Source organism: Streptomyces sp. NPDC018045 (assembly GCF_044327445.1).
In the GTDB taxonomy this organism is placed as follows: domain Bacteria; phylum Actinomycetota; class Actinomycetes; order Streptomycetales; family Streptomycetaceae; genus Streptomyces.
In genome coordinates this window covers 756,626-782,774 of sequence record NZ_JBIRFL010000002.1, presented here as the reverse complement: position 1 = coordinate 782,774, position 26,149 = coordinate 756,626, and the positions used below count along the sequence as shown (strand labels likewise).

The window sequence follows — 26,149 nt, the reverse complement described above, 5'->3', positions numbered from 1 at the left end:
GCGCCCGCCTCTTCGCTGACGCGGCAGTTCGCTGACGCGGCAGCCGCTTGACTTGGAGTGCGCTCCAGCAGGAAGAGTGAGCGACGAATCGATCAAGCACTCTCTTCGAGGAGCTCCACCATGCGCACCACCACGCTCGGCAGCACCGGCCCCGAGGTCGGCGTCATCGGCCTCGGCTGCATGGGCATGACCCACGGCTACGACCCGAACGGCCGGGACGAGGCCACGTCCGTCGGCGTGCTCCGGCAGGCGATCGACCTCGGCGCGACACTGATCGACACGGCTGATGTCTACGGCCCGTACACCAACGAGGAGTTGGTGGGCCGGGCGCTGGCGGGCGGTCACCGGGAGCGGGTGGTCCTGGCGACCAAGGTCGGCCTGGAATTCGACGAGAAGAAGCCGGGCGACGCAACCGCCCTTGCGCGCAACGGCCGCCCGGAGCACATCCGCCGCTCCATCGACGCGAGCCTGCGCCGCCTGGGCACCGACCACGTGGACCTCTACCAGCTCCACCGGGTGGACCCCGAGGTGCCGGTCGAGGAGAGCTGGGGCGCGCTGGCCGAGGCCGTCCAGGCGGGCAAGGCGCGCCACCTCGGCCTGTCGGAGCCGACCGTCGAGGAGATCCGGCGCGCGCAGGCCGTGCACCCGGTCACCTCCGTACAGTCCGAGCTGTCGCTGTGGACCCGTGAGGCGCTCGATGAAGTCCTGCCGTACTGCGAGGGGCAGGGCATCGCCTTCCTGCCGTTCTCGCCGCTCGGCCGCGGCTTCCTGACCGGCAGCATCACCTCCTTCGACGAGCTGCCGCAGGACGACTACCGTCGCCGGATGCCGCGCTTCCAGCAGGACGCGCTGAAGGCCAACCTGGACCTGGTGGGCAAGGTCCGCGCCATCGCCGCGGAGTGCGGCGTCTCCCCCGCGCAGGTCGCCCTCGCCTGGGTCATCGCCCAGGGGCAGTACGTCATCCCGATCCCCGGCACCAAGACCCCGAAGTACCTGGTGGACAACACCGGCGCGGCGGATGTCACCCTGCCGCCCGCCGCGCTGGCCGAACTCGACGCGCTGCCGGCCGCCGAGGGCACCCGCTTCTGACCCCCGGCTTGAGGCCGGCCCGCTCACGCGGATCCCGACGGCGCCGCTCCACCGACCGCCCGACGCCACCGCCGTGGGCACGTTCCGGGCGACTGCCGTCGGACCGGGTCGGGCGGCGCGGGCCGCTCCGGCCGCTCCGGCCCCGGAAGCCGCCGCGTCCGACGCTTCTCGGTGTCGGCGTAGGTGATCTTGCCGTGGATGCCCACGGTCCCGCCGGTGCTCACGATGGTCGTGCCGTGGTGGAGCCGGATGGCGGGATCGCCGAGCCCGGCCGCGTCCGGCAACGGCGTCCAGCCATACGCGGCGCCCCGCTCGTCCTCCGGCCCGGCCGCGGCACTCCCCGGCGTCCCGTCACCCGACCCGGCCGCCGCTCCGGCCGCCCGACGCTCAGGGGTGCGGCGCGGCGTCCCGCTCCACCCCGGCGAACAGCTTGGACAGTTGCAGGTCCAGGAGCTGGACGGCCTTCTCGGGGGTGTGGACGTCCAGCAGGATGTACGTCGAGAGTCCGTCGGCCAGGCTGATCAGCAGCATCGCCTCGTCGTCGGCGTCCCGCTCCGGGGGGACCTCGCCCCGTTGGATCGCCAGCCGCAGTTGGGCGGCGAAGAAGGAGCGCAGCTTGGGGATGCCGTCGCGGGCGTCGGTGCGCAGCGAGGGGTCGTGGACGGCTCGGTGGAAGTGGGCGACGCCCACCAGGAAGCCGGTGCGGCTCTGTTCGTCCAGCGGCAGCATTCCCGTCAGGCAGGCGCGCAGGACGACGCGCGGCGTGGGTTCCTCGTCGAGGGCTTCGATGCGTTCGCGGATGCGCTGTTGGGCCAGGGCCTCGATGTGGCGCAGCGCGAAGACGAGCATCTCGTCCTTGGTGCGGAAGTAGTGCTGGAGCCGCCCCAGGGAGATGCCCGCCTCGGCGGCGACGTCCCGCAGGCTCGCGCCCTCCAGTCCCCGGGTGCTCGCGATCCGCCACAGCGCCTGGGAGATCTCCCGGCGCCGCGCCTCGTGGTCCACCTTCTTCGGCACGTGACCGTGGCCTCGCCTTCTTTTTTACAAGTCGCTCGTACCGTTATAACGTACCGCTACCCAATACAAACGACTTGCCAAAGAACGGGGACCCTCATGCCCGCTCCCGCCACCCCCTTGCTGCGGCCACCGCGCAACCGGGTCGATCCCCGCGCCCGCCGCTGGTGGACCGTCCAGGCGCTGCTGACGGTCAGCGGGCCGATGCTGCTCACCGCGCTCGCCCTGGCGGCCTGCTCGGTGCTGTTCTTCCCCGGCGCCCTGCCCTGGCTCGGCCCGCTCCTGCTGGTCGTCCTCGTCCTGCCGGCGCTCGGCTATCTGCTGGTCATGCCGCGGTGGCGGTACTCCGTGCACGCCTGGGAGCTGGGCAGCCGCGCGGTGTACGCGGCGAGCGGCTGGTGCTGGCAGAAGCGGCGGATCGCGCCGCTGTCGCGGGTGCAGACCGTGGACACCGTGCGCGGCCCCGTGCAGCAGCGGTTCGGGCTCGCGACGATCACCGTCACCACCGCCTCCACCGCCGGCGACGTGAAGATAGCCGGGCTGTCCGACGCGGACGCCGAGGAGCTGGCGCGGCGCATCGGTGAGGCGGCGCAGGCCGTACCGGGTGATGCCGCATGACCACCGCCACGCCTTCCGTCACCGGCGCACCTCCCCGGTGGCACCGCCTGGACCGGCGCACCCTCCTGGTGCACTGCGGCTGGATGGCCGCCCCGCTCGGCTCACTCACGCTCACCGCGCTGGCCACCGGCGGCCGGATCGGAACCGGCGCCTGGATCACCCTGGCCTCGATCGCGGCGGCCTTCGCGGTCCTCACCGCGATCGGGTCGGTCCGCTGGGCCCGTACGGACTACCGCGTCACCGGCGACTCCTTCGAGGTGCGCAGCGGGGTGCTGACCCGGCGCACGCGGTCCGTGCCGCTGCACCGCATCCGTACGGTCGACCTCACGGCCTCGCCGCTGCACCGGCTGCTCGGCGTCACCGTCCTGCGCGCCGGCACCGCGGGCTCGTCGGACGGCGGCGGTGAGCTGTCGCTGGAGGCGCTGACGACGGCCGACGCGGAGCAACTGCGGACGGTGCTGCTGGCCCGCGCCGACGCCCGGGTGACGGACGAGGACCCGGTCGTCTCCCGCGTCAACTGGCGCTGGCTGCGCTACGCGCCGCTCACCTTCTGGGTGATCGGCGGTGTCTTCGCCGCGGCCGGCGGCGCCTACCGGGTCCTGGACGGCGCGGGCATCGAGCTGTGGAAGCTGGGCGTCGTGCGCGACGCGTTCGACGAGTTCGGCGCCAGCGCGCTGTGGGTGACGATCCCGCTCGCGCTGTTGGCGGTCATCGCCCTCGGCACGGTCGGCGCGCTCGCCCTCTATGTCGAGGGCTGGTGGACATTCCGCCTCGAATGGACCGACGCGCACACGCTGCGGGTGCGCCGCGGCCTGCTCACCACCCGGTCGGTGACCATCGAGCGGGCCCGGCTGTGCGGTGTGGTGCTGCGCGAGCCGCTGCTGCTGCGGGCGGGCGGCGGCGCCACCGTACGCGCGGTCGCGGGCGGACTGGGCAACCGGGAGGAGAACCGCAAGCGCAGCGTGATTCTGCCGCCCGCGCCGCGCACCGAGGCGGTGCGCACGGCGTCGGGGACGCTCCGTACCGGCTTCCCCGACGCCGGGCTCCGCGGGCACCCGCGGGCGGCCCTGCGCCGTCGCCGCACGCGCGGGCTGCTCCTCGGCACGCTCCCGGGCACCCTCGCCCTCGCGGTCCCGGGCGTCCTGCTGACCCCTGTCCTGCTGCACTGCGCCTGGGTCTTCGCGCTGGTGTCGGTGCCGGTGGTGTGGTGGCTGGCCCGTGACGCGTACCGCGCTCTGGGGCACGGCGTCGACGGGCGGTATCTCGTCACGCGCTCCGGCACGTTCAGCCGGGACACCGTCGCACTCCGGCGCGAGGCGGTGGCGGCCTGGACGTTCTCCAGTACGCCGTTCACCCGGAGGTCCGGTCTGGTGACCCTCACCGCCGCGGTCGCCGCCGGGGAGGACGGCTACCACATACGCGACATTCCGGCGGACGACGCCCCGGCCCTGGCGGCGGCCGCGGCGCCCGGAATCCTGGAGGAGTTCCTGGTGTACGGCCCCGCGAAGTCCCGTGCGGCCCGGCACCGGGCGTGATCACAAACCCTTGTCAACCCACGCGTTGCCCACCAACCATGACGACCTGGACATGACATAAATCACACCCTTGTCACGTGCACGGCGCGGGCGGGCACACCGTCCTACACGGTGTAAGCCATGTCCCCGACCCGACAGCCGTAAGGGAGCAGCCGCGGTGCAGAGTGTCATCGACCAAGCCGTCCAGGTACGTCTCATCGCGACCGCTCCCGGCTCCCGGACCGTGCCCGCGGTGCTGCACTATCACCCGGCCGACCCGCTCGCGGTGCGGATCACCTTCCCGCCGGAGATCTCGCTGGACGGCGCCGCGGTCGACTGGGCCTTCGCCCGTGAACTGCTCGCCGAGGGCCTGCGGACCCCGGCGGGCACCGGTGACGTACGGGTGCGCCCGCTGGGCCGGGAGCGCACGGTGCTGGAGTTCCACGTCGAGGACGGCGTCGCGATGGTCCAGGTCGACGCCGCCGACCTGCGCCGCTTCCTGGACCGTACGTACCGGGCCGTGCCCGCGGGCCGGGAACTGCTCGACGTGGACCGCGGCCTCGCGGAGCTGCTCGGCGAGGCGTGAGGAACGGGTGAAGAACGGGCCCGGGTCCCGGCCAGGCCGGGACCCGATCACCGCCCCCCGCCCCCGCCTCAGCGCTTCGGGAATCCGAACCCGTACCCCTGCTGCTTCATCCACGGCAGCAGCCGGTCCAGCGCCGCGACCGTCTGGCTGCGGTCACCGCCGCCGTCGTGGAAGAGGACGGTCGGGCCGTTGCGCAGTTCCCGGCGCACCGTGCGCACGATCGCGTCGGTGCCCGGCCGCTCGAAGTCCTTGCTGTCCACGTTCCAGCCCAGCGGGCGCATCCCCCGCTCCGCGGCCAGCTTCCTGCTGTACGGGGTGAACGCGCCGCCCGGCGCCCGGTAGTAGTCGACCCGCGGACCGCCGGCCGCCTGCTCGATCATCTGCTGTGCGTCGAGGATCTGCTTCGACTGGAAGCTCTCGGGCTTGTGGTCCATGCCGGTGTTGTGGCTGACGGTGTGGTCACAGAGCTTGTGCCCGGCCGCCGCCACCTGCTTGACCAGGTCCGGGTGCGCCTTCGCCGACGGACCGATCATGCAGAAGGTGGCCTTGACGTCGTTCTTCTTCAGCACGGACAGCACCTTCGGGGTCCAGACCGGGTCCGGGCCGTCGTCGATGGTGATGTTGAGGCTCTTCCCGGGCCGGTCGGAGGCGTGCACGATGCTCGGGTCGATCGGGGCGGTCCGCGCCTGTTCGGTGGGTTCGGCGTGCGCCTCGGAGGTGGCGCCGGACTGCCCGAAGGTCAGATAGCCGGCCACCCCGAGCGACGCCGCCGCCACCGCGGCCACCCCGATGATGCCGCTCCGCCTGCCGTGCCGTGCCATGCGTATCCCGTCCCTATTGCCGTGCGCGGGCCACCGCGGTCCTGCGGATGGGCGCCTCGGTCGGCGCCGTACGATTCCCCCTGCGGTGCGCTCGCGCGATCACTGCCTTGCATCACGACAGATGCGAAGAAGTGCGGGCAGGATGCGCCTGTTACCGATCCATCATGAAACTTATTGATACTGGTGCCATGCCCCGAGTACTTCTGATCGAGGACGACGCCGCCGTACGCGACGGAGTCACCCTCGCGCTCCGCCGGCGCGGCCACGAGGTGGCGGCCGCGGCCAGCGGCGAGGACGGCCTGGATCTCCTCCCCGCCTTCCGCCCCGACATCGTGCTGCTGGACCTGATGCTCCCGGGCAAGGACGGCTTCGAGGTCTGCCGCCGGATCCGCGCCGACCGCCAGCTCCCGATCATCATGCTCACCGCCCGCGGCGACGACCTCGACGTGGTGCTCGGCCTGGAGGCGGGCGCCGACGACTACATCGTCAAGCCCGCGCGCGGCGAAGTGCTGGAGGCCCGGATCCGCGCGGTCCTGCGGCGTACCGCCCTGCCCGCGGACGGGGACACCGCCGGGCCCGCCGAGCCGGGTCCCGCCCCCGTGGAGACCTACGGCGAACTGGCCGTGGACCGTGCCGGACTCGTCGTCTCCAAGGGCGGCACCGACCTCCCGCTGGCCCCCTCCGAGATGAAACTGCTGCTGTTCCTGTCCGCGACGCCCGGCCAGGTCTTCAGCCGCCAGCAGCTCCTGGAGCACGTCTGGGAGCACAGCTACCACGGTGACGCGCGCCTGGTGGACGCGTGCGTGATGCGGCTGCGTACGAAGATCGAGGACACCCCGCGCAGTCCCCGGTACGTCCAGACCGTACGCGGCTTCGGCTACCGCTTCGGCCCCCTGTGAAGCGTCTTCGGCCCACCCTCCGGGTGTGGCGCCCCACAGTGCCCCGCTCGCTGCCGCGCGGGCTGCGGGCCCGGCTCGTCGTCGCGTTCCTGCTGGTCGCCGCGGTCAGCGCGCTCACCACCGCGGCGCTGACCTACCGCGAGGCCCGCAACGCCATCCTCCAGCGCTCACAGGACACCGCGATCAAGGACCTGCGGGGCCAGGTCAATTCGCTCGCGCCGGACCTCGCCGTGCCGCCGACCCGTGCGGACGTGGACGAGTTCAGCCGGCAGCTCGACCGCTCCGGCAAGGCCAGGGACTGGGACGTCTACGTCCGGTACCAGGGCGTCGCGGAGAACGACCCGAGCCGGGTGCGCCATCCCGTCAGCGTCCCCGACGAGCTGCGGAAATCGGTCGAGAGCCGGCAGGTGACGGCGTTCCAGCGGGTGGACCGGGACGGTGAGCCGTGGCTGCTGATCGGCATGCCGGTGATGCGGTCGCAGACCGAGCCCCGTACGGCGTCGCCGCTGTCCGTCTACGCCCAGCTCCCGCTGCGCGCGGAGGAGGCCAACGTCGAGGCGCTGGTGAGCGCCGCGCAGCGCGGCGCCCTGCCGGTGCTCGGGCTGGCCGTGGTCCCGGCGCTGCTCGCGGCCCGCGGTGTGCTGCGGCCGGTGCGCGGGCTGCGGCAGGCCGCCGGGCGGATCGCCGAGGGCAAGCTGGAGACCCGGCTGGAGGTCAAGGGCGCCGACGAGCTGGCCGACCTGTCCCGGACGTTCAACGACATGGCCGCCAAGCTGGAGGAGAGCGTCGCGGACCTGCGGCGCATGGAGGCCAACGCGCGGCGGTTCGCGGCCGACGTCTCGCACGAGCTGCGGACCCCGCTGGCGGCGATGACCGCCGTCACCGACGTGCTCGACGAGGACGCCGACGCGCTCGACCCCGACACCGCCTCCGCCGTCCGGCTGATCAGCCAGGAGACCGACAAGCTGGCCCGGATGGTCGAGGACCTCATGGAGGTCTCGCGCTTCGACGCCGGGGCCGCCGCGCTGCATCTGGACGAGGTGGACGTCGCCGAGACGATCCGCAAGACGCTCCAGGCCAGGGCCTGGCAGGACCGGGTGGGCACCGAGCTGCCGGACGGCGTACGGGCACGGCTGGACCCGCGGCGGCTGGACGTCGTGGTGGCCAACCTGGTCGGCAACGCGCTGCACCACGGCGGGGAGCCGGTACGCGTCCTGCTGCGGGCGCCGGATCCGGACGACGGCCACCTGGTGATCCACATCATGGACAGCGGCCCCGGCATCGACCCCGAGGTGCTCCCGCACGTCTTCGACCGCTTCTACAAGGCGGACTCGGCCCGCGCCCGCTCCGAGGGCAGCGGGCTGGGCCTGGCGATCGCCATGGAGAACGTACGGCTGCACGGCGGGACCATGAGCGCCGCCAACTGCCCCGAAGGCGGGGCGGTGTTCACCGTCGAACTGCCACTGCCCGGCCAGGGGGCGGGGGCCGGCGCGGACGCACCGGAGGCGGCCGGGAAGCCGGCGCCGGAGCCCACGGACGGCGGGCCGGACCCGACGGACGGCGGTGAGCGCCGTACACAGGACCCGGCGGCCGGGAAGGCGGACCAGACGTGAGCGTGCCGAACTCCCCACGGGCCCGGCGGATCGCGCTGGGCGGACTGCTCGCGGGCGTGCTGGCCGGGCTGTCGGCGAGCGCCCTCACCGGCTGCGGCATCGAGCCGACCGGGGTGATCGACGCGGGCGAGCCCGCCCACGGCCTCAAGGCACCGGGCAAGCCCGTGCCCGACGTCCAGCTCTACTTCCTCGGCCCGACCGGCCTGCGCCCCGCCAGCCGTCCGGCGACCGCGCCGGTCGGCCCCGAGGAAGCGATCAACCTGATGATGAAGGGGCCCAACGACGCCGAACAGCAGCGCGGCCTCACCAATGTGCTGCCCGTGCTCCCGGGCAAGGTCACCGCGGAGACGGACAACGGTGCGGTCACCGTCCGCCTGCCCATGAACGTCAAGCGGCTCGACACCGCCTCCATGAGCCAGCTCGTGTGCACCGCGGCCAACGCCTCCGTGCCCGGCGGCCGCCGCCCGTCGGACGTGCTGGTGACCCTGGTGGGCGGCGACGCGCGGGTCGGTCCGATGGTGTGCGGCGGCACCAACGCCTTCCCGTTCATCCAGTCCAGCCCGTCCCCCGCGCTGCCGGACTGAACCCCGGCCGGCGCCCGCCGGGGCTCAGCCCAGGAGGCTCTGACGCCCGCCCACCCCCTTGCCCTACGATCACTACCGGCAAGTACGGGTGCGGGGCGGGACGTTGCGGCATCGGGAGGGCGGGCTCGGATGGCCGGTTCAGGACGGCATGACCAGGTTCACGACTACGTCGTCGTCGGCGCCGGCTCCGCGGGCTGTGTGCTCGCGGCCCGGCTGTCCGAGGACCCGACGGTACGGGTGGCCCTGGTGGAAGCGGGCGGACCGGACCGCAAGCAGGAGGTCCGCGTCCCGGCGGCGTTCCCCAAACTCTTCCGCACGCCGTACGACTGGAACTTCACGACGACGCCCCAGGCGGGCCTGCACGGGCGGGAGTTGTACTGGCCGCGCGGCCGGACCCTGGGCGGCTCCTCGTCGCTCAACGCGATGATGTGGGTGCGCGGCCACCGCGACGACTACGACGGCTGGGCCGAAACGGCGGGCGAGGAGTGGTCCTGGGGCGAGGTGGCCCGCTACTTCCGGCGCGCCGAGCGCTGGGCCGGACCGCCCGGCGGTACGGCGCACGGCACCGCGGGCCCGCTGTGGATCTCCCCCGCGCGCGACCTCCACCCGCTGACCACCGCCTTCCTCGACGCCTGCGCGGAGGCGGGCCTGCCCCGGCTCGCCGAACTCAACGGCCCCGACCACAGCGGCTGCGCCCCCACCCCGCTCAACCAGCGGCGCGGACGCCGGTGGAGCGCGGCCGACGGCTATCTGCGCCCGGCGCTGCGCCGCGCGAACCTGCGCGTCGTCACCGGGCGGCAGGTGCGCCGGGTGCTGTTCGAGGACGGCCGGGCGTACGGTGTCGAGCTGCCCGGCGGCGTGCTGCGGGCCCGCCGTGAGGTCGTGCTGTGCGCGGGGGCGGTCGGCTCGCCCCAGCTCCTGCTGCGCTCCGGCGTGGGCGACGCCGACCAGTTGGCGGAGGCCGGGATCGAGCCGGTGGCCGAACTCCCCGCCGTGGGCCGTCACCTCCAGGACCACCTGTCCGTACCGGTCCTGATGCGGAGCGCGCTGCCCCGCACGCTCACCGGCGCCGACACCCCGGCCAACATCGCGCGGTATCTGCTGTCCCGGCGCGGCCCGCTGACCTCCAACATCGGCGAGGCCGTCGCGTTCCCGCGGAGCACCGACGGGCTCGCCGCCCCGGACCTGGAGCTGATCTTCGCGCCGGTCCCGTTCGTCGAGCACGGCCTTCAGGCGCCGACCGAGCACGGGGTCACCATCGGCGTGGTCCTGCTGCGGCCGGAGAGCCGCGGCCGGATCACGCTGGGCGGGCCGGACCCGGACGCGCCGCCGCGCATCGACCCCGGCTATCTGACGGCCGAGGCGGACCTGCGGCGGTTGCTGGCCGGGGTCCGCCTCGCCGAGCGGCTGTACGGGACCCGGGCGCTGGCCCCGCACGTCGGCGAGCCGCTGGAGCCGTGGCCCGGCCAGCAGGACGACAAGGCCGCCGGGGAGACGGTGCGCGCCCTCGCGGAAACGCTCTACCACCCGGTGGGCACCTGCCGGATGGGCACCGGCGACGACACCGTGACCGATCCGCGCCTGCGGGTGCGCGGCGTGACGGGGCTGCGCGTCGCGGACGCCTCGGTGATGCCGTCCATCACCCGCGGGCACACCCACGCGCCCACGGTGATGATCGCCGAACGGGCCGCGGACCTGCTGCGTGCCCCGTAGCCCCGTGGCTCCGCACGGCGCGTACATGCGCATCACGCCGGAAAGCCGGACACTGGATCACCCGGGACGAGCCCGGAACCGCACAAGGAGTGACGATCGGGGACCGTGCGTGAACGGCCTCCGGAGGCAACCGACCGCGACGGAGGACGGGAGGGTCCGATGACGGAATCCATGCTGCGGGACAGGACCGGTCGGGCGTTCGGCCGCCTGGTCGACCGGTATCTGGACATGCCCGAGCCGGTCACACCCGACGTCGAGTGCGTGCGGGACCTGCGCGTCCCCATGCGGGACGGCACCGTACTGCTCGCCGACCGCTACCGGCCGCGCGGCGCCGGGCCGCTGCCGGTGGTGCTGCTGCGCACGCCGTACGGCAAGCACAAGCCCGACATCAAGCTGTTCGCGGGGGTGCTGGCGCGGCGGGGTTTCCAGGTGGTGGCGCAGAACGTCCGCGGCGTCTTCGGCTCGGGCGGCGAGTTCCGCGCCTTCGTGCACGAGCGGGACGACGGACTCGCGACCGCCGCGTGGCTGCGCGCACGGGCGTGGTGCGACGGCCGGCTGGCCACCGCCGGTGCCAGTTACCTCGGGCACACGGAGTGGGCGATCGGCCCGTACCTCGACCCGCCACTGGAAGCGATGTGCCTGGGCATCACCACCTCCGACTTCCCCGCCGCCTTCTACCCGGGCGGTGCGCTCGCGCTGCACAACATGCTGGTGTGGTCCTCCGCGACGGGCACCCAGGAGGAGGCGCCGCTCGGCGGCCTGCTGCCCAACCCGCTCCAGACCCGCAGGGTGCAGCGCGCGATGCGGACGCTCCCCGTCGGCGAGTCCGACCTCGCGGCCATAGGGCGGCCCGAGCGCTTCCTGCGCGAGGTCAGCGCGCACGCGGAGCCGGGGGACGCCTTCTGGGCGCCGATCGACCACCACGCGGCGGCGCTGCGGATGACCACCCCGACCAGCATGGTGACCGGCTGGTGGGACCTGTTCCTGCCGTACCAGCTACGGGACTTCACCGAGCTGACCGCCGCCGGACACCGCTCGCGGATCACGATCGGGCCGTGGGCCCACGACCGGAACGCACTGAAGGCCACGCTCACCGACCATGTGTCGTGGCTGAGCGCCCAGTTGGCCGGCGACGCCACCCAGCTCCACCAGTCGCCGGTCCGGCTCTACCTCCAGCGGGCGGGCCGCTGGCTGGACTTCGACCGCTGGCCGCCACCTCAGTCCGCCCCGACGCCGCTGTACCTCCAGCCGTCCGGCGGGCTCGACTGGCCGGAACCGCCCGGCAGTACACCGGACCGGTTCACCTACCACGGCGCCGACCCGACCCCGTCGACCGGCGGCCCGCTGCTGCTGCCGGGCGAGGTGCGGCAACAGGACAACACGGCCGTCGAACGGCGGCCCGACGTGCTGGTCTTCACCGGCCGGCCGCTGCCCCGCGACCTCGACCTGATCGGCCCGGTGTCGGCCGTGGTGCACGTCCGTACGGACTCCGGGTACGGCGATGTCTTCGTACGGCTGTGTGACGTGGACCGGGCGGGTGTCTCGCGCAACGTCACCGACGGCATCCTGCGGCTGCGCCCCGGCTCGCCGGCGGCGGACGGCGACGGTGTGGTGGCGGCCCGGGTGGAGATGCACCCGACCGGCTACCGCTTCCTGCGCGGGCACCGGCCGCGGGTGCAGGTGGCGGGCGGCGCGTTCCCGCGGTTCGCGCGCCACCACGGGACCGGCGAGCCGGCCGCGTCGGCCGTCGCCTGCCGGCCGATACGCTTCGAGGTCTTCCACGAGCCGGGCCGTCCCTCCGCGGTGGTGCTGCCGCTGATGACCGCGCCGGGCCCGCACGGCGGGAGTGAACCGGCCTGACCGCGGTACTCGTCGTCCCGGCCCGCGCGCCGCGCGGCCGGCACCGGTGACGGTGCCCTGCCGAGGAGGGCCCACGGGCCGAGGAGATGCCATGGGACTGGTCAAAGCCGCCGTGATCGTGCTCGACTGCGCCGACCCGGAGAAACTGGCGGACTTCTACGCCGCCTTCCTGGAGGGCGAAGTCCGCAGGGAACACCTGCCCGACCGGGTGGAGGTCGACGCGGGCGGCACTCTGCTGTCCTTCCGCCGCGACCTGAACATGACGCCGCCGACCTGGCCGCGTCCCGACAGCTCCCTCCAGGCCCACCTGGACCTGCTGGTCGACGAGGCGGACATGGACGAGGCCGAACGCAAGGCGGTCAGCCTCGGCGCGCGCCCGCTGGACACCAAGGACGACACCGGCCCCCGCGAGGTGCGGATCTACTCCGACCCGGCCGGACACCCGTTCTCGCTGCGCTGCTCGCTCCAGTCGGGGCCGAAGACCGACTGACCACCGGCCCGGCGGAGCGTCAGCCGCGGCTCAGCCGCAGCCACAGGAAGCGCGGACGGTACAGCTCGACAGCGCTGTTGACCTGGGCGACGGAGGGGGCGCCCGGCGGGCCGAGCCAGTTGACGTCGTAGCTGACCAGCACTCCGCCGCCGGCGGTGAAGTCCGGGTGGGCCTGCGGGTTGTACACGGCGACGCGGTGCGCTCCGGTGGGGTCGGCCGGCCGGGGCGGGGTGACACGCCCGGCCGGCCCGTGCCACGGGCCCTGGGCCGAGCAGGCCCAGTACAGGGTGAGGGACGACAGGCCGTCGCCCGGCGGCCCGGGGTCGTCCATCGTCAGCAGCACCCAGGTGCCGCCGTCCCGTACGACGGTGAAGGCGCTGCCCACACCGCGGCCGCGGCCCTCGCGGAGCACGGGAGCCGCCCGGCCGGCGTGCGGCTGCCAGTTCCGCCCGTCCCAGAACTGCCAGGTCCCGGCCGCGCCCAGGCGCCCGGTCGGCACGCGTGCGAGGTAGGCGTTCGAGCCGGCGCGGCCGGGCCCGTCGTCGCCGCCGAACACGTACGTCCAGGCGCCGTCCCGTACGGACGCGGTGCCGTACAGGACCCGGTCTCCCGGGTCCCGCACCGAGGTCTGGTCGACGGCCGGGGTGATGCTCTCCAGTCGCAGGCCGGGCAGGGAGAGGGTGGCGATCTCGGTCGCGCGGGGCACGCCGAAGATCCACGGGTCCTGGCCCGGTGCGCGGTTCCACAGCAGGACGCGTACGACCTGTTCGGACGAGCCCGGCGTGCGCGGTTCCACGTGGGCCTGCACCGGCCAGCGCCAGCCGTCCGGGGTGTCGGGGAAGAACGGCCCGGGCCCGGCGCCGGTGGTGCCGGTCAGGGTCCGCTCCAGCCGGCCGGCCCGGTCCATGACGACGAGGGAGTTGTGCGTCGGGGCGGGGGCGCGGCCGGTGTCGGAGGAGCGCCAGGGGTACGGCTGCCCGTGCGGGTTGGGCGGGGGCTGCACCCGGTCGAGGAAGGTGTCGGAGAAGATCCACAGGGTCCGGCCGTCGGGCAGCCGGACGGAGTGGGTGCCGTCGCCGCCGGTCCAGTCGTCCACCCGGGTGTTGTCGTCGCCGTACCGGGTGAACGCGCCGGTGAAGTGGGACTCGGCGGCCCATGAGCCGATCTTCCGCCCGGTGCATGCCGGGCCGTCGCGGCCGGGGAGGGTGAGCAGCAGGACCAGGCCGGCGATCAGGGCGAGCACCGCCGCCACGGCGACGGTTCGCCTCACCGGCACGCGCATGTCCCTCCTCGTCACGGCGGCGGGCCGCCCACCGTACAGAACCGGCCGTACGACGGCCACGAGCCGTCCCGACCTGCCGAGAATGCGGTGATCCGCCCGGCCCGGGGCGTCCACGCGTGGGGGCGACACTCGGCCGGAAGGACGATCGTAGAGCTTCCCAATGGAGCAATCCCAGGTCAACGAGTGCAAGGTCACAGCCCGATGCCCTGCTGCGGCTAACGACCGTTCGCCTAGCCTGCTGCCATGACCGCCCAGTCCCCCGATCTCCCTCTGGCCGCCGCGTTCCCTGACGCGGACCGCGAGCAGTGGCAGCGCCTGGTCGAAGGCGTCCTGCGCAAGTCGGGCGCCGCGGAGGCGACCGGCGCCGCCGCCGAAGACGCGCTCGCCACCGCGCTTCAGGACGGCATCCAGGTCCGCCCGCTCTACACCGCCGAGGACGCGCCCGCCGCCGCCGACGCCACCGGCCGCCCCGGATTCCCGCCGTTCGTACGGGCCGGCCGCGCCACCGGCAGCACCGTCGCGGGCTGGGACGTACGGCAGCGGCACGCGGACACCGATCCGCGGCGCGCCAACGAGGCGGTCCTCGCCGACCTGGAGAACGGCGTCACGTCGCTGTGGCTGGCCGTCGGGCACGGCGGGGTACCGGCGGCGGAGCTGCCCGCCGCACTCGACGGGGTCTACCTCGACCTGGCGGCCGTCGCCCTGGACGCCGGCGCGGACTTCGCCGGGGCGGCCGAGGCGTGGTTTTGGCTCTGCGCCGAAAAGGGCGTGGCCCGCTCCGAGACGGCGGGCACCCTGGGCGCCGACCCGCTGGGCGTGGTGGCCAGGACAGGAAGCGCGGACGGCCTGGCCGGGCACCTGGAGGCGGCCGCCGGGCTGGCCCGCCGGTGCGCCGACGAGGCGCCGCGGATGCGCGCGCTGGCCGTGGACGCGCTGCCGTACCACGAGGCGGGCGGCTCGGCCGCCGAGGAGCTGGGCTGCTCGCTGGCCACCGGCGTGGCCTATCTGCGGGAGCTGACCGCGGCGGGCCTCGGCGTGGACGCCGCCTGCGCACAGCTCGAATTCCGGTACGCGGCGACCGCCGACCAGTTCCTGACGATCGCCAAGCTGCGGGCCGCCCGGCGGCTGTGGTCGCGGGTCGCCGAGGTGTGCGGCGCCGCCCCCGCCGCGCGCGCACAGCGGCAACACGCGGTGACCTCGACGGTCATGATGACCCGTCGGGACCCGTGGGTGAACATGCTGCGCACCACCGTGGCGGGGCTCTCGGCGGGCCTGGGCGGCGCGGACGCCGTCACCGTCCTGCCGTTCGACGCGGCGCTCGGGCTGCCGGACGCGTTCGCCCGCCGTATCGCGCGCAACACCCAGTCGATCCTGCTGGAGGAGTCGCACCTGTCGAAGGTGATCGACCCGGCGGGCGGCTCCTGGTACGTGGAACGGCTGACCGACGAGCTGGCCCGCGCGGCCTGGGCGTGGTTCCAGGAGATCGAGGCGGCGGGCGGGCAGGCCGCGGCGCTCGGCTCCGGGCTGGTCGGCGAACGGCTGGCGTCGACCTGGCGCCGGCGGTCCGCCGACCTCGCGCACCGCCGTGAACCGGTCACCGGCGTCAGCGAGTTCCCGTTCCTGGCGGAGCCGCCGGTGGAGCGCGAGCCCGCGCCCGTACCGGCCGGCGGCGGACTGCCGCGGGTGCGCCGGGACGAGGCGTACGAGGCGCTGCGCGCCCGCTCGGACACACACCTGGCGGCGACCGGCAACCGCCCCAGAGCGTTCCTCGCGGCGCTCGGCCCGGCCGCGGTGCACACCGCGCGCGCCACCTTCGCCTCCAACCTCCTCCAGGCAGGCGGCGTCGAGCCGGTGCACGACCCCGCCTCGGTGGACGCCGAGTCGGCGGCCGAGGCGTTCACGGCGAGCGGCGCGGGTATCGCCTGTCTGTGTTCGAGTGACGCGCTGTACGCCGAGCAGGCCGCCGAGGTCGCGTCGGCACTCAAGGCGGCGGGTGCGCGGCAGGTGCTGCTGGCCGGGAAGCCGGGCGAGCGGCGGGAAGCGTATGAACGAGCCGGAGTGGACGCCTTCGTCTTCGCGGGCTGCGACGCGGTCGGGGTGCTGTCCTCGGCCCTGGATGTCATGGAGGTGGCGTGATGGAGCACGTGACACGGCAGGCGGGCGCCATCCCGGACTTCAGCACGGTCGAGCTGGGTGAGCCGCGGGTCCCCGAGGACGACGCGGCGCAGTGGACGGCCGCGGTCCAGGAGGCCACCGGCAAGGGCGTCGACGACCTGGTGTGGGAGACGCCCGAGGGCATCGAGGTCAAGCCGCTGTACACCGGCGAGGACCTGAACGGCCTGGACTTCCTGCGCACCTACCCGGGCATCGCGCCGTATCTGCGCGGCCCGTACCCGACCATGTACGTCAACCAGCCCTGGACGATCCGGCAGTACGCGGGCTTCTCCACCGCCGAGGAGTCCAACGCCTTCTACCGGCGCAACCTGGCGGCCGGTCAGAAGGGCCTGTCCGTCGCCTTCGACCTGCCGACCCACCGCGGCTACGACAGCGACCACCCGCGGGTGACCGGTGACGTCGGCATGGCGGGCGTGGCCATCGACTCGATCTACGACATGCGGCAGCTCTTCTCCGGCATCCCGCTGGACCGGATGACGGTGTCGATGACGATGAACGGCGCGGTGCTGCCCGTCCTCGCGCTGTACATCGTCGCCGCCGAGGAGCAGGGCGTACCGCCCGAGAAGCTGGCCGGGACCATCCAGAACGACATTCTCAAGGAGTTCATGGTCCGCAACACCTACATCTATCCGCCGCGCCCCTCGATGCGGATCATCTCCGACATCTTCGCGTACACCTCGCAGAAGATGCCGCGCTACAACTCCATCTCCATCTCCGGCTACCACATCCAGGAAGCGGGCGCGACGGCCGACCTGGAGCTGGCGTACACCCTCGCGGACGGTGTCGAGTACCTGAAGGCGGGGATCGACGCGGGGATGGACGTGGACTCCTTCGCGCCGCGGCTGTCCTTCTTCTGGGCCATCGGCATGAACTTCTTCATGGAGATCGCCAAGCTGCGGGCGGCCCGGCTGCTGTGGGCCAAGCTGGTGCGGCGGTTCGACCCGAAGAACGCCAAGTCGCTGTCGCTGCGCACCCACTCGCAGACCTCCGGCTGGTCGCTGACCGCGCAGGACGTGTTCAACAACGTCACGCGGACGTGTGTGGAGGCGATGGCCGCGACACAGGGCCACACCCAGTCGCTGCACACCAACGCGCTGGACGAGGCGCTCGCCCTGCCCACGGATTTCTCCGCCCGCATCGCCCGCAACACCCAGCTCTTCCTCCAGCAGGAGTCGGGCACCTGCCGGGTCATCGACCCGTGGGGCGGCAGCGCGTACGTCGAGAAGCTCACCCACGACCTGGCGCGCCGGGCCTGGCAGCACATCGAGGAGGTCGAGGCGGCCGGCGGCATGGCCAAGGCCATCGACGCGGGCATCCCGAAGCTGCGCGTGGAGGAGGCCGCGGCCCGCACGCAGGCGCGGATCGACTCGGGGCGGCAGGCGCTGATCGGCGTCAACAAGTACCGGGTGGACACCGACGAGCAGATCGACGTGCTGAAGGTCGACAACTCCGCGGTGCGCGCGCAGCAGTTCGACAAGCTGCGGCGGCTGCGCGAGGAGCGCGACGAGGCGGCCTGCCAGGACGCGCTGCGGGCGCTGACCGCCGCCGCCGAGGCCGGCCCCGCACAGGGCCTGGAGGGCAACCTGCTGGCGCTGGCCGTGAACGCGGCCCGTGCCATGGCGACCGTGGGTGAGATCTCCGACGCACTGGAGAAGGTCTACGGGCGCCACTCCGGGCAGATCCGTACGATCTCCGGTGTGTACCGAGACGAAGCAGGGCCGTCCTCCGGCGTGGAGCGGACCCGGGACCTGGTGGCCGGGTTCGAGCGGGCCGAGGGGCGCCGGCCGCGCATCCTGGTCGCCAAGATGGGCCAGGACGGCCACGACCGCGGACAGAAGGTGATCGCCACGGCCTTCGCCGACCTGGGCTTCGACGTGGACGTCGGCCCGCTGTTCCAGACGCCGGCGGAGGTCGCCCGGCAGGCGGTGGAGGCGGACGTGCACGTCGTCGGCGTCTCCTCGCTGGCCGCCGGACATCTGACGCTGGTGCCCGCGCTGCGCGAGGAACTGGCGGCGCAGGACCGGGAGGACATCATGATCGTGGTCGGCGGGGTGATCCCGCCCGGCGACATCCCGGCGCTGCACGAGGCCGGTGCCGCCGCCGTCTTCCCGCCCGGCACGGTGATCCCCGATGCCGCGTACGACCTGGTCAAGGACCTCGCCGGGGTCCTCGGCCACGACCTGTGAGCGGCTGCGTTGACGCCTGACACCCCCCGGCCCCGAGCGGCCGGCAAGCGAGCGACGATCGACATCGGCCAGTACGCGGCGGGGGTGCGCGAGGGCTCCCGGGCCTGGATCGCGCGCGCCATCACCCTGGTGGAGTCCACCCGGGCCGACCACCGGGCGCTGGCGCAGCGGCTGCTGGTCGAGCTGCTGCCGCACTCCGGCACGGCCCGGCGGGTCGGCATCAGCGGGGTGCCCGGAGTCGGCAAGTCGACGTTCATCGACGCGCTGGGCTCCCAGTTGACGGGGGCCGGGCACCGGGTCGCCGTACTGGCCGTCGACCCGTCGTCCAGCCGGACCGGCGGCTCCATCCTGGGCGACAAGACGCGGATGGAGCGGCTGGCCGCCGACCCGGCGGCATTCGTGCGCCCCTCCCCCACCTCGGGCACGCTCGGCGGGGTGGCGCGGGCGACCCGTGAGTCCATCGTCGTGATGGAGGCGGCGGGCTACGACGTGGTGCTCGTCGAGACGGTGGGCGTCGGCCAGTCCGAGACCGCCGTCGCCAACATGGTCGACACCTTCCTGCTGCTCACCCTCGCCCGGACCGGCGACCAGCTCCAGGGCATCAAGAAGGGCGTCCTGGAGCTGGCGGACCTGGTGGCCGTCAACAAGGCGGACGGGCCGCACGAGCGCGACGCAAAGTCGGCGGCCCGGGAGCTGTCCGGCGCGCTGCGCCTGCTCCAGCCCCCGGACGCCGCCTGGACCCCGCCGGTCCTGACGTGCAGCGCCCGCGAGGGCACCGGCCTGGACACGGTGTGGGACCGCGTCGAGCAGCACCGCAAGCTGCTGGAGTCCACCGGGGCGCTGGCGGCCAAACGGCGGGACCAGCAGGTCGACTGGACCTGGTCGATGGTGCGCGAGCAGGTGCTGAACCGGCTCCGGGACCACCCCGGCGTACGGGACGTGGCCCCGGAGGTGGAGCGGGAGGTACGGGCGGGCACGCTGACGGCGACGCTCGCGGCGGAGCGGATCCTCGGCGCGTTCGGGATGCCGGACGACGGACGGTGAGGCACCGTGGCGCTCCGGCCACGGACTGAGTACCCACTCCGTCGCCGGAGCGCCGCGGACCGCGCGGTGCCCGACAGCCGCTGCCGCGCCCCGGTCAGACGGTGAGGCCGCCGTCGACGGGCAGGATCGCGCCCGTCACGTACGAGGCCCGGTCGCTGAGCAGCCACGCGGCGGCCTGCGCCACCTCGTCGGGGGCGGCCGCGCGGCGCAGCGGGGTGCGGGCGGTGAGCCGGTCGAGGACGCCGGGTTCGCGGGCGGCCCAGTCCTCGATCATGGCGGTCATGGTCGTGCCGGGGGCGACGGCGTTGACGCGGATGCCCTCGGGTCCGTACTCGACGGCGGCGGTCTGGGTGAGGCTGTTGACCGCCCGTTTGGAGGCGCCGTACAGGCTCATTCCGGCGGACGGCTTCAGGCTGCCGACGCTGCTGTTGTTCACGATGGCGCCGGTGCCGGCGGTGGCGGCGATCGCCCGTATCTCGGCGGCCATCGCCAGCCAGACGCCCCGCTGGTTGACGGCGGTGATCCGGTCGAACTCCGCCACCGGGATCTCGGCCAGCGGGGCGTGCCCGATGCCCATGCCCGCGTTGTTGAACGCGCCGTCCAGGCGGCCGTGGCGCTCCACGGCCGTGTCCACCACCCGCTGGATGCCGTCCGGGTCCGCCAGGTCGGCGACGACGTGCTCGGCGGTGCCGCCCGCCGCCCGTACCTCGTGGGTCACCGCGGCCAGCTCCGACCCGGTCCGCGCGGTCAGTACGACGGCGGCGCCCTCCCGCGCGAACAGCCGGGCCGCGGCGGCGCCGATGCCGCGCCCCGCGCCAGTGATCAGCAGGACCTTGCCGTCCAGCAGCCCGCCGCCGCCCGTACCCGGCCCCGTGTGCGTCGTCTCCGTCATGCCGATCATTGTGCCGGAGGCCGGTGCGGCGTCTCGCGGTGGCTGCCGTGCCCGCCCCGGCCGTCGGGGCCGCCGTGGTTGCCAGGGCCGCCGTGGTTGCCGGGGCCGCCGTGGTTGCCGGGGCCGCCGTGCCCGTCGTGTCCCGGGATCGTGCCGTCCGGTTTGGCGATCAGCAGCAACCCGGCCATGCCCATGTCGGAGTGACTCTGCACATGGCAGTGGTACATCCACGCACCGGCGCCCGCCCCTTCGCCCGCGAGGAACTGGAAGCCGAAGGAGTCGGCCGGCCCGGTGGTCTTGTTGTCGATGACGCGGCTGGGGTCGTCCGGGCCGTCCAGGAGGCCCGTACGGTTGTCCGCCCAGCGGTGACCATGCAGGTGGAACGTGTGGTAGTACTCGCCGTGGGTGATCGAGACGATCTCGATGCGGTCCCCCACCGTGGCCGTGAAGTCCGGGCCCTTGGGCAGGTTGTTGATCGTCATGTCGTTGAAGACGATGGTGAACTGCCGGTCGGGCAGCGGGTCGCCGGCCCGCCGTACGACCACCGGTCCGTACAGGCCCCGGCGGATGCCGCCGGTGCCGTGGTCGGTGCCCACGACGTGGTCGTGGTAGTGCCAGTAGCCGGCGCTGCCCGGCCGCCAGGTGCCGTCCGCGCGCCGCCCGGGGGCGTGGGTGCGCCAGGTGTAGGTGCGGGTGGCGCCCGGTTCCAGGTGGCTGCGGTTCATCCGGGTGCCGTCGCCGGCCACGTCGTAGTCGAGGCCGTGGACGTGCAGACTGGCCGCGGTCTTCAGGGTGTTCTCGCACTCGATGTGCAGGGTGTCGCCCTCGACCAGCTCGATCAGCGGGCCGGGGATGGTCGCCTTCCCCTTCTCCAAACCGTATCCGAGCTGCCCGCCCGGCAACTCCTCGATGTAGAGCCTGAGGTGCTTGACCGCGCCCGCGGCGACGGCGGAGCGGCCCGGGCGCGCCGGGCGCCCGGCGGCGACCGCCGGGGCCGCCGCCGGTCCGAGTGCCGCGACGGCGGCGCCGCCGGCGAGCAGACGGCGGTTGAAGAGGCGCCTGGGGACGTCGGGTTCCTCGGTCATCGTGCTCCCACGGCAGGAGGGGACGGGGCGGAGGGGATGCCTGGGACGGTAGCCGCACGATCTTCGTTTATCCACACTCAGGACAAAGTTGGGTGCGTTACGGCCATAGCTCTTGGCGTGTCACCGAAAGGGGTCTAGCTTCAACGGCTGCTGCTGTCCGTGGCCACAGAGGGGCGGGTGCACCCGTGCGACGAATCCGGCGCCAATTACCACGGTCTCCGCGCGCGTTGCCGCGCACCGGCAGACGCAGGCCCCCGCGGCGCCCGCCCGCGGGACGGGTCGCCGGCCTGTCGGCGCTGGTGCTGGCCGTGTCGGCCGCCCTGCTCGGCGGCGCCCCGGCGAACGCCTCCGGGCCGGCCGCCGGGCCGCGGCTGCCCGCTCCGCCGGGCGGTGAGAACGTACGCGTCCTGGTCTTCCACGCCTCGGCGGGCGCGGAGCCGCCCACCGTCGACGCGGGGATCGAGGCCGTCGAGCGGATCGGCCGCCAGGGCCCGCCCGCCGAGCGCTTCGCGGTCGACGCGACCGACAACGCGTCGGTCTTCACCGACCCGCGCCTCGGCACGTACAACGCGGTCGTCTTCCTCACCGGCGGCGGTGACCTCCTCGACCCCGAGCAGGAGGCGGGCCTGGAGAGCTATCTGGAGGCCGGGGGCGGGTTCGTCGGCATCCACGACGCGGCCCGCGCCGAACCGTACTCGGACTGGTTCACCGGCCTGATCGGCGCCCGGCCCACGGCCACCGCGCCGGACACGGCGCAGCGGGCCGTCGTCGAGGTCGGCGACCGCCGCCACCCGGCCACCCGGGACCTTCCGGTCGAGTGGAAGCGCCCGGACCGGTGGCTCAACTGGGCGGCCAACCCCAGCGGCGCGGTGCACACCGTGGCCCGGGTGCGGGAGACCACCTACCGACCCGGGCCCGGCGCCAACGGCTGGGACCACCCCGTCTCCTGGTGCCGCGACTACGACGGCGGCCGGTCGTTCTACACCGGCATGGGCGGCACACCCGACAGTTTCCGCGAGGCCGACTTCCGTACGCATCTGCGCGGCGCGCTGCTGTGGACCACCCGGCTGGCCCGCGCCGACTGCCAGGCCACTGTCACCACCCACTACAAGGCCGAACGGCTCACCGCGCCCAACAAGCCCGGGCAGTCGGACCAGATCGGCGAGCCGCACGGGCTGGTCGCCGCGGAGGACGGCCGGGTCTTCTTCATCGGCCGCGGTGGCGGTGACGCGAGCGCCCCGGTCGTCACCGACTGGAACGACCCGGACGTCGGCAAGGGCGAGGGCACCGTCCACGTCTGGGACCCGAAGACCGGCAAAGTCTCCCTCGTGGGCACCGTGACCGTCTTCGGCAACAAGGGCGGCGGCGACGAACTCGTCAAGAACGAGGAAGGGCTGCTCGGCATCGAGCTGGACCCGGCCTTCCGCACCAACGGCTGGGTATACCTGCACCACACCCCGCACTCCGGCGTCGACCGGAGCACGCACATGGCCGAGCGCCGCGTCTCCCGCTTCACGCTGGACCCGAGGACGAACAAGCTGGACCCCGCGTCCGAGAAGGTCCTGCTGAAGTGGCCGGTGCAGGTGCACAGTTGCTGTCACGCGGGCGGCGGTATGGCCTGGGACTCCAAGGACAACCTCTACATCGCCACCGGCGACAACAACTCCTCGCGCTTCAGCGGCGGTTACTCCGGCAACAATCCGGAGCCCGGCTTCCAGGGCGTCCCGTTCGCCGACGCGCGGCGTACCGCGGGCAACACCAACAACCTCAACGGCAAGATCCTGCGCATCCACCCCGAACCGGACGGCACGTACACCCTGCCCCAGGGCAACCTCTTCACGGGCAGGGAGCCGGACGAGGGTGGCGGCAGGACACGCGGCGAGATCTATGTGATGGGCGTGCGCAACCCGTCGCGCATCTCCGTCGACAAGAGGACCGACACGCTGTACGCGGGCTGGGTCGGCCCGGACGCGACCGAGCCCAGCACCACCTGGGGCCCGGCCAAGTACGACACATTCGCCGCGATCACCCACGCGGGCAACCGCGGCTGGCCGTACTGCATGGGCAACAACCAGCCGTACCGTGACCGCAACCTGCCCGACCCGGAGCAGCCGCTGGGCTGGTACGACTGCCGCGACCTCAGGAACGAGTCGCCGCACAACGACGGCCTGGTCTCCATCCCGCCCGCCGAGCCCAACAACGTCTGGTACGCCCCCCAGGGCGGCGGCCCCGACTTCCCGCGCGACGCACAGGGCGTCCCCAGCTACGAGGTGTCCCGGCAGAAACTGCTCCTGCCCTGGCTCAAGGGCGGCGGGCAGGCCGCGATGAACGGCCCGGTCCACCGCCATGACGCGGCCGCCTCGCCCGGCCGGGGGGCGTGGCCGGCCTACTGGGACGGCAAGTGGTTCGTCGGTGACTTCTACGACGGCGACCAGCCACGGCACGCGCTGGTGATGGATCCGCGTACCGCCGGCTCGGGCGGACTGCCGGCGCACGCGGAGAGCCTGGACAAGATCGTCCCGGTCGGCGCCGACGGCATCCGCAACCTCATGGGCTGGACGTTCGGCCCGGACGGCGCGCTGTACGTCCTGGACTACGGGCGCGGCTTCTTCACCTCGGACGCCAAGTCCGCGCTGTGGCGGGTGACGTACACGGGCGGCGAACCCACCCCGCGCCCCGCGGACCTGGCCCGCCCGGGACGGGAGGCGCGACGATGACCGCACGGCGCACCTGGACGGCTCTGCTGACCGCCCTGCTGATGCTCGTCGGACCGACCGCCACGGCGGCCCACGGCCGACCGCCCGCACCTCCGACGGCCCCCGGGCCGCCGGTGGCAGGGCAGACCCTGGCCTGGACCGCGGGCGACGACATCACCCGCTACACCTCCGCGCCCACCACCGCCGTGGCCGGCCGGACCACCATCGTCTTCGAGAACAGCACGGCCACCGGCAACACCACCGGGATGCCGCACACCCTGACCTTCGACGTCTCCGACCCGCGGTACAACAACGACGTACCGCTCAACCTCCTCGCCAACCCCGGCGACGCGCAGGGCGGCAAGTACACCACCGAGGTCACCCTGACCCCCGGCACCTACCGCTACCACTGCACCATCCCGGGCCACGAGCAGATGCAGGGCGTCCTGGTCGTCACGGACGGCGGCGGCCCGGACACCACGCCACCGGAGACCTCGGCGAAGGTGGACGGGGAACAGAACGCGGAGGGCGCGTACGTCGGCGGCGCGACGGTGACGGTCGCCGCCTCCGACACCGGGTCCGGGGTCGCCACCGTCGAGTACGCGGTGGGCGGCGGGGCGTACCAGCCGTACACCGCGCCGGTGCTGATCCGCGCACCCGGCACCTACCGGGTCCGCTACCGCGCCACCGACAAGGCGGGCAATACCGCCGCCGAAAAGGCGGTGGGGTTCACGGTCGTGGCACCGCAGGAAGGCGACCGGACACCGCCGCGGACCTCCGCGACGACCGAGGGGCAGCGCAACTCGGACGGCGACTACCTCGGCCGGGCCACCGTGACGGTCACCGCCACCGATGACGACTCCGGTGTCGCCACGACCGAGTACTCGCTCGACGGCGGCCCGTTCCTCGCGTACACGGCGCCCGTCGTCGTGGACCGGCCCGGCCGGCACACCGTCGCGCACCGCGCCACCGACAAGGCGGGCAACACCGCCGAGGCGGTACGGGTCTCCTTCACGGTCGTCCCGGGCGGCGGGGTGCCCGCGCCGGACTGCCCCGAGTGGGACGAGCGGCGCACCGTCGTCGTCGGCACCGTCGACACGGGCGTGCCCAACCGCGTCACCCGCAACCGCTGCACCGTCAACGAGCTGATCGAGGACGAGAAGGACTGGTCCTCGCGCGCCCTGTTCCTCAAGCACGTCGGGAAGGTCACCGCCGGGCTGCGCGCGGACGGCGTGCTCGACGAGCGCGAGAGCCGGGCCGTCAACGCGGCCGCCGAGGCGTCCGGCATCGGCACGCCCGGTCACCACACCGGCTACCGCGACCTGTTCGACGGGACGCGGGCGTCCTTCGACCGCTGGCGGCAGGTGGGCGGCGGCGCCTTCACGCTGACCGGCGACGCCAGCATGACCAGCAGTTCCACGGTGCCGGGCATGGGGATGCTGTGGTTTCCGCGGCGTACGTACGACGACTTCTCGCTGCGGCTGCGGTTCCGCGACGACGCGCCGGGCACGGGGCACGCCAACAGCGGCGTCTTCGTCCGCTTCCCGTACGTGTACGACCATCCCGAGGAGCCCCGGCCGGAGTGGGTGGCCGTGAAATACGGGCACGAGATCCAGATCCTGGACCGGCCGGACGGCGATCTGTACAAGACGGGGTCGGTGTACGGGTTCGACCGCGTCGGGCTCGGCGGCGCGGGCGTCACGCCGAAGGGCACCTGGAACGACTACGAGATCCGGGTGGTGGGCCAGCACTACTCGGTCTTCCGCAACGGTGTGCTGATCAACGCGTTCGACAACACCGGCGGGCAGGAGTTCTTCCCGCCGCGGCCGGACGATCCGGGTACCGACGGGCGCCGGTACGCCTCGGGCTACATCGGGCTCCAGGCGCACGGGACGACCGACGTCATCTCGTACCGCGACATCCGTATCAAGGAGCTGTAGGTACGGGGGCGGGCGCGGGCGGGGCGGGCGGACGCGGGCCCGCCGCCCCGC

20 protein-coding genes are annotated in these 26,149 nt (G+C 73.6%); 15 read left to right on the top strand and 5 right to left on the bottom strand.

Going from position 1 to position 26,149, the window contains the following annotated elements; translation table 11 throughout:
- Positions 1–120: 120 nt before the first annotated feature.
- Positions 121–1,089 (top strand): aldo/keto reductase, encoded by a 969-nt coding sequence (locus ACH4EB_RS07185; protein WP_398346327.1) that lies wholly within the window; start codon positions 121–123, stop codon positions 1,087–1,089.
- Between the two features lie 387 nt (positions 1,090–1,476).
- Here ACH4EB_RS07185 and ACH4EB_RS07180 read toward each other — a convergent pair whose 3' ends face one another.
- On the bottom strand, positions 1,477–2,103 hold the full coding sequence (locus tag ACH4EB_RS07180; RefSeq protein WP_398346326.1) for a TetR/AcrR family transcriptional regulator: 627 nt from the start codon (positions 2,101–2,103) through the stop codon (positions 1,477–1,479).
- 96 nt (positions 2,104–2,199) lie between these two features.
- Here ACH4EB_RS07180 and ACH4EB_RS07175 point away from each other — a divergent pair, with 96 nt between their 5' ends.
- From ACH4EB_RS07175 to ACH4EB_RS07165, 3 genes are all read left to right on the top strand, one after another.
- The gene (locus tag ACH4EB_RS07175) at positions 2,200–2,718 is read left to right on the top strand and encodes a PH domain-containing protein (RefSeq protein WP_398346325.1); all 519 of its coding nucleotides are present in this window, start codon (positions 2,200–2,202) and stop codon (positions 2,716–2,718) included.
- Complete coding sequence (locus ACH4EB_RS07170) at positions 2,715–4,253, top strand: PH domain-containing protein (protein ID WP_398346324.1); 1,539 nt, start codon at positions 2,715–2,717, stop codon at positions 4,251–4,253. Before ACH4EB_RS07175 ends, ACH4EB_RS07170 begins: the two co-directional genes overlap by 4 nt.
- Before the next feature lie 157 nt (positions 4,254–4,410).
- Positions 4,411–4,818, top strand: coding sequence for an SsgA family sporulation/cell division regulator (locus ACH4EB_RS07165; protein ID WP_398346323.1), 408 nt, complete (start codon positions 4,411–4,413; stop codon positions 4,816–4,818).
- Between the two features lie 68 nt (positions 4,819–4,886).
- On the opposite strand, the gene ACH4EB_RS07160 is transcribed toward ACH4EB_RS07165, so the two are convergent.
- Complete coding sequence (locus tag ACH4EB_RS07160) at positions 4,887–5,639, bottom strand: polysaccharide deacetylase family protein (protein WP_398346322.1); 753 nt, start codon at positions 5,637–5,639, stop codon at positions 4,887–4,889.
- Between the two features lie 188 nt (positions 5,640–5,827).
- Between ACH4EB_RS07160 and ACH4EB_RS07155 the strand changes: the two genes are divergently transcribed.
- The 6 genes from ACH4EB_RS07155 (at position 5,828) to ACH4EB_RS07130 (ending at position 12,798) form a co-directional block, all read left to right on the top strand.
- Positions 5,828–6,538, top strand: coding sequence for a response regulator (locus tag ACH4EB_RS07155; RefSeq protein ID WP_398346320.1), 711 nt, complete (start codon positions 5,828–5,830; stop codon positions 6,536–6,538).
- 23 nt (positions 6,539–6,561) lie between these two features.
- A complete protein-coding gene (locus tag ACH4EB_RS07150) occupies positions 6,562–8,151 on the top strand; it encodes an ATP-binding protein (protein ID WP_398346319.1) in 1,590 nt (529 codons plus the stop codon).
- The gene (locus ACH4EB_RS07145; protein ID WP_398346318.1) at positions 8,148–8,735 is read left to right on the top strand and encodes a hypothetical protein; all 588 of its coding nucleotides are present in this window, start codon (positions 8,148–8,150) and stop codon (positions 8,733–8,735) included. The genes ACH4EB_RS07150 and ACH4EB_RS07145 overlap by 4 nt, the downstream gene beginning before the upstream one ends.
- Positions 8,736–8,864: 129 nt before the next feature.
- The gene (locus ACH4EB_RS07140) at positions 8,865–10,448 is read left to right on the top strand and encodes a GMC family oxidoreductase (protein WP_398346317.1); all 1,584 of its coding nucleotides are present in this window, start codon (positions 8,865–8,867) and stop codon (positions 10,446–10,448) included.
- Between the two features lie 159 nt (positions 10,449–10,607).
- Positions 10,608–12,308: a CocE/NonD family hydrolase gene (locus ACH4EB_RS07135; protein WP_398346316.1), complete on the top strand. Its 1,701-nt coding sequence runs from the start codon at positions 10,608–10,610 to the stop codon at positions 12,306–12,308.
- A 91-nt stretch (positions 12,309–12,399) separates the two neighbouring features.
- On the top strand, positions 12,400–12,798 hold the full coding sequence (locus tag ACH4EB_RS07130) for a VOC family protein (protein ID WP_398346315.1): 399 nt from the start codon (positions 12,400–12,402) through the stop codon (positions 12,796–12,798).
- 19 nt (positions 12,799–12,817) lie between these two features.
- Here the strand turns inward: ACH4EB_RS07130 and ACH4EB_RS07125 are convergent, their stop codons facing one another.
- Entirely contained in the window at positions 12,818–14,080 is a 1,263-nt protein-coding gene (locus tag ACH4EB_RS07125) for a DUF4185 domain-containing protein (protein WP_398346314.1), read from the bottom strand.
- A 243-nt stretch (positions 14,081–14,323) separates the two neighbouring features.
- On the opposite strand from ACH4EB_RS07125, the gene ACH4EB_RS07120 reads away from it, so the two are divergent.
- Genes ACH4EB_RS07120 through meaB form a run of 3 tightly spaced genes read left to right on the top strand, consistent with a single transcriptional unit; the run spans position 14,324 to position 19,485 of the window.
- Positions 14,324–16,216 carry a methylmalonyl-CoA mutase family protein gene (locus ACH4EB_RS07120; RefSeq protein WP_398346313.1) on the top strand — a complete coding sequence of 631 codons (1,893 nt, stop codon included), beginning with the start codon at positions 14,324–14,326 and terminating at the stop codon, positions 16,214–16,216.
- A complete protein-coding gene (scpA, locus tag ACH4EB_RS07115) occupies positions 16,216–18,441 on the top strand; it encodes a methylmalonyl-CoA mutase (RefSeq protein ID WP_398346312.1) in 2,226 nt (741 codons plus the stop codon). The genes ACH4EB_RS07120 and scpA overlap by 1 nt, the downstream gene beginning before the upstream one ends.
- A 9-nt stretch (positions 18,442–18,450) precedes the next feature.
- Positions 18,451–19,485, top strand: coding sequence for a methylmalonyl Co-A mutase-associated GTPase MeaB (gene meaB / locus ACH4EB_RS07110; protein ID WP_398346311.1), 1,035 nt, complete (start codon positions 18,451–18,453; stop codon positions 19,483–19,485).
- Between the two features lie 94 nt (positions 19,486–19,579).
- On the opposite strand, the gene ACH4EB_RS07105 is transcribed toward meaB, so the two are convergent.
- The gene (locus ACH4EB_RS07105; protein ID WP_398346310.1) at positions 19,580–20,377 is read right to left on the bottom strand and encodes an SDR family NAD(P)-dependent oxidoreductase; all 798 of its coding nucleotides are present in this window, start codon (positions 20,375–20,377) and stop codon (positions 19,580–19,582) included.
- A gap of 5 nt (positions 20,378–20,382) precedes the next feature.
- Positions 20,383–21,462: a multicopper oxidase domain-containing protein gene (locus ACH4EB_RS07100; protein WP_398346309.1), complete on the bottom strand. Its 1,080-nt coding sequence runs from the start codon at positions 21,460–21,462 to the stop codon at positions 20,383–20,385.
- A gap of 299 nt (positions 21,463–21,761) precedes the next feature.
- On the opposite strand from ACH4EB_RS07100, the gene ACH4EB_RS07095 reads away from it, so the two are divergent.
- Positions 21,762–24,179: a ThuA domain-containing protein gene (locus ACH4EB_RS07095; RefSeq protein ID WP_398346308.1), complete on the top strand. Its 2,418-nt coding sequence runs from the start codon at positions 21,762–21,764 to the stop codon at positions 24,177–24,179.
- Positions 24,176–26,098: an OmpL47-type beta-barrel domain-containing protein gene (locus ACH4EB_RS07090; protein WP_398346307.1), complete on the top strand. Its 1,923-nt coding sequence runs from the start codon at positions 24,176–24,178 to the stop codon at positions 26,096–26,098. The genes ACH4EB_RS07095 and ACH4EB_RS07090 overlap by 4 nt, the downstream gene beginning before the upstream one ends.
- The last annotated feature ends 51 nt before the right edge of the window (positions 26,099–26,149 follow it).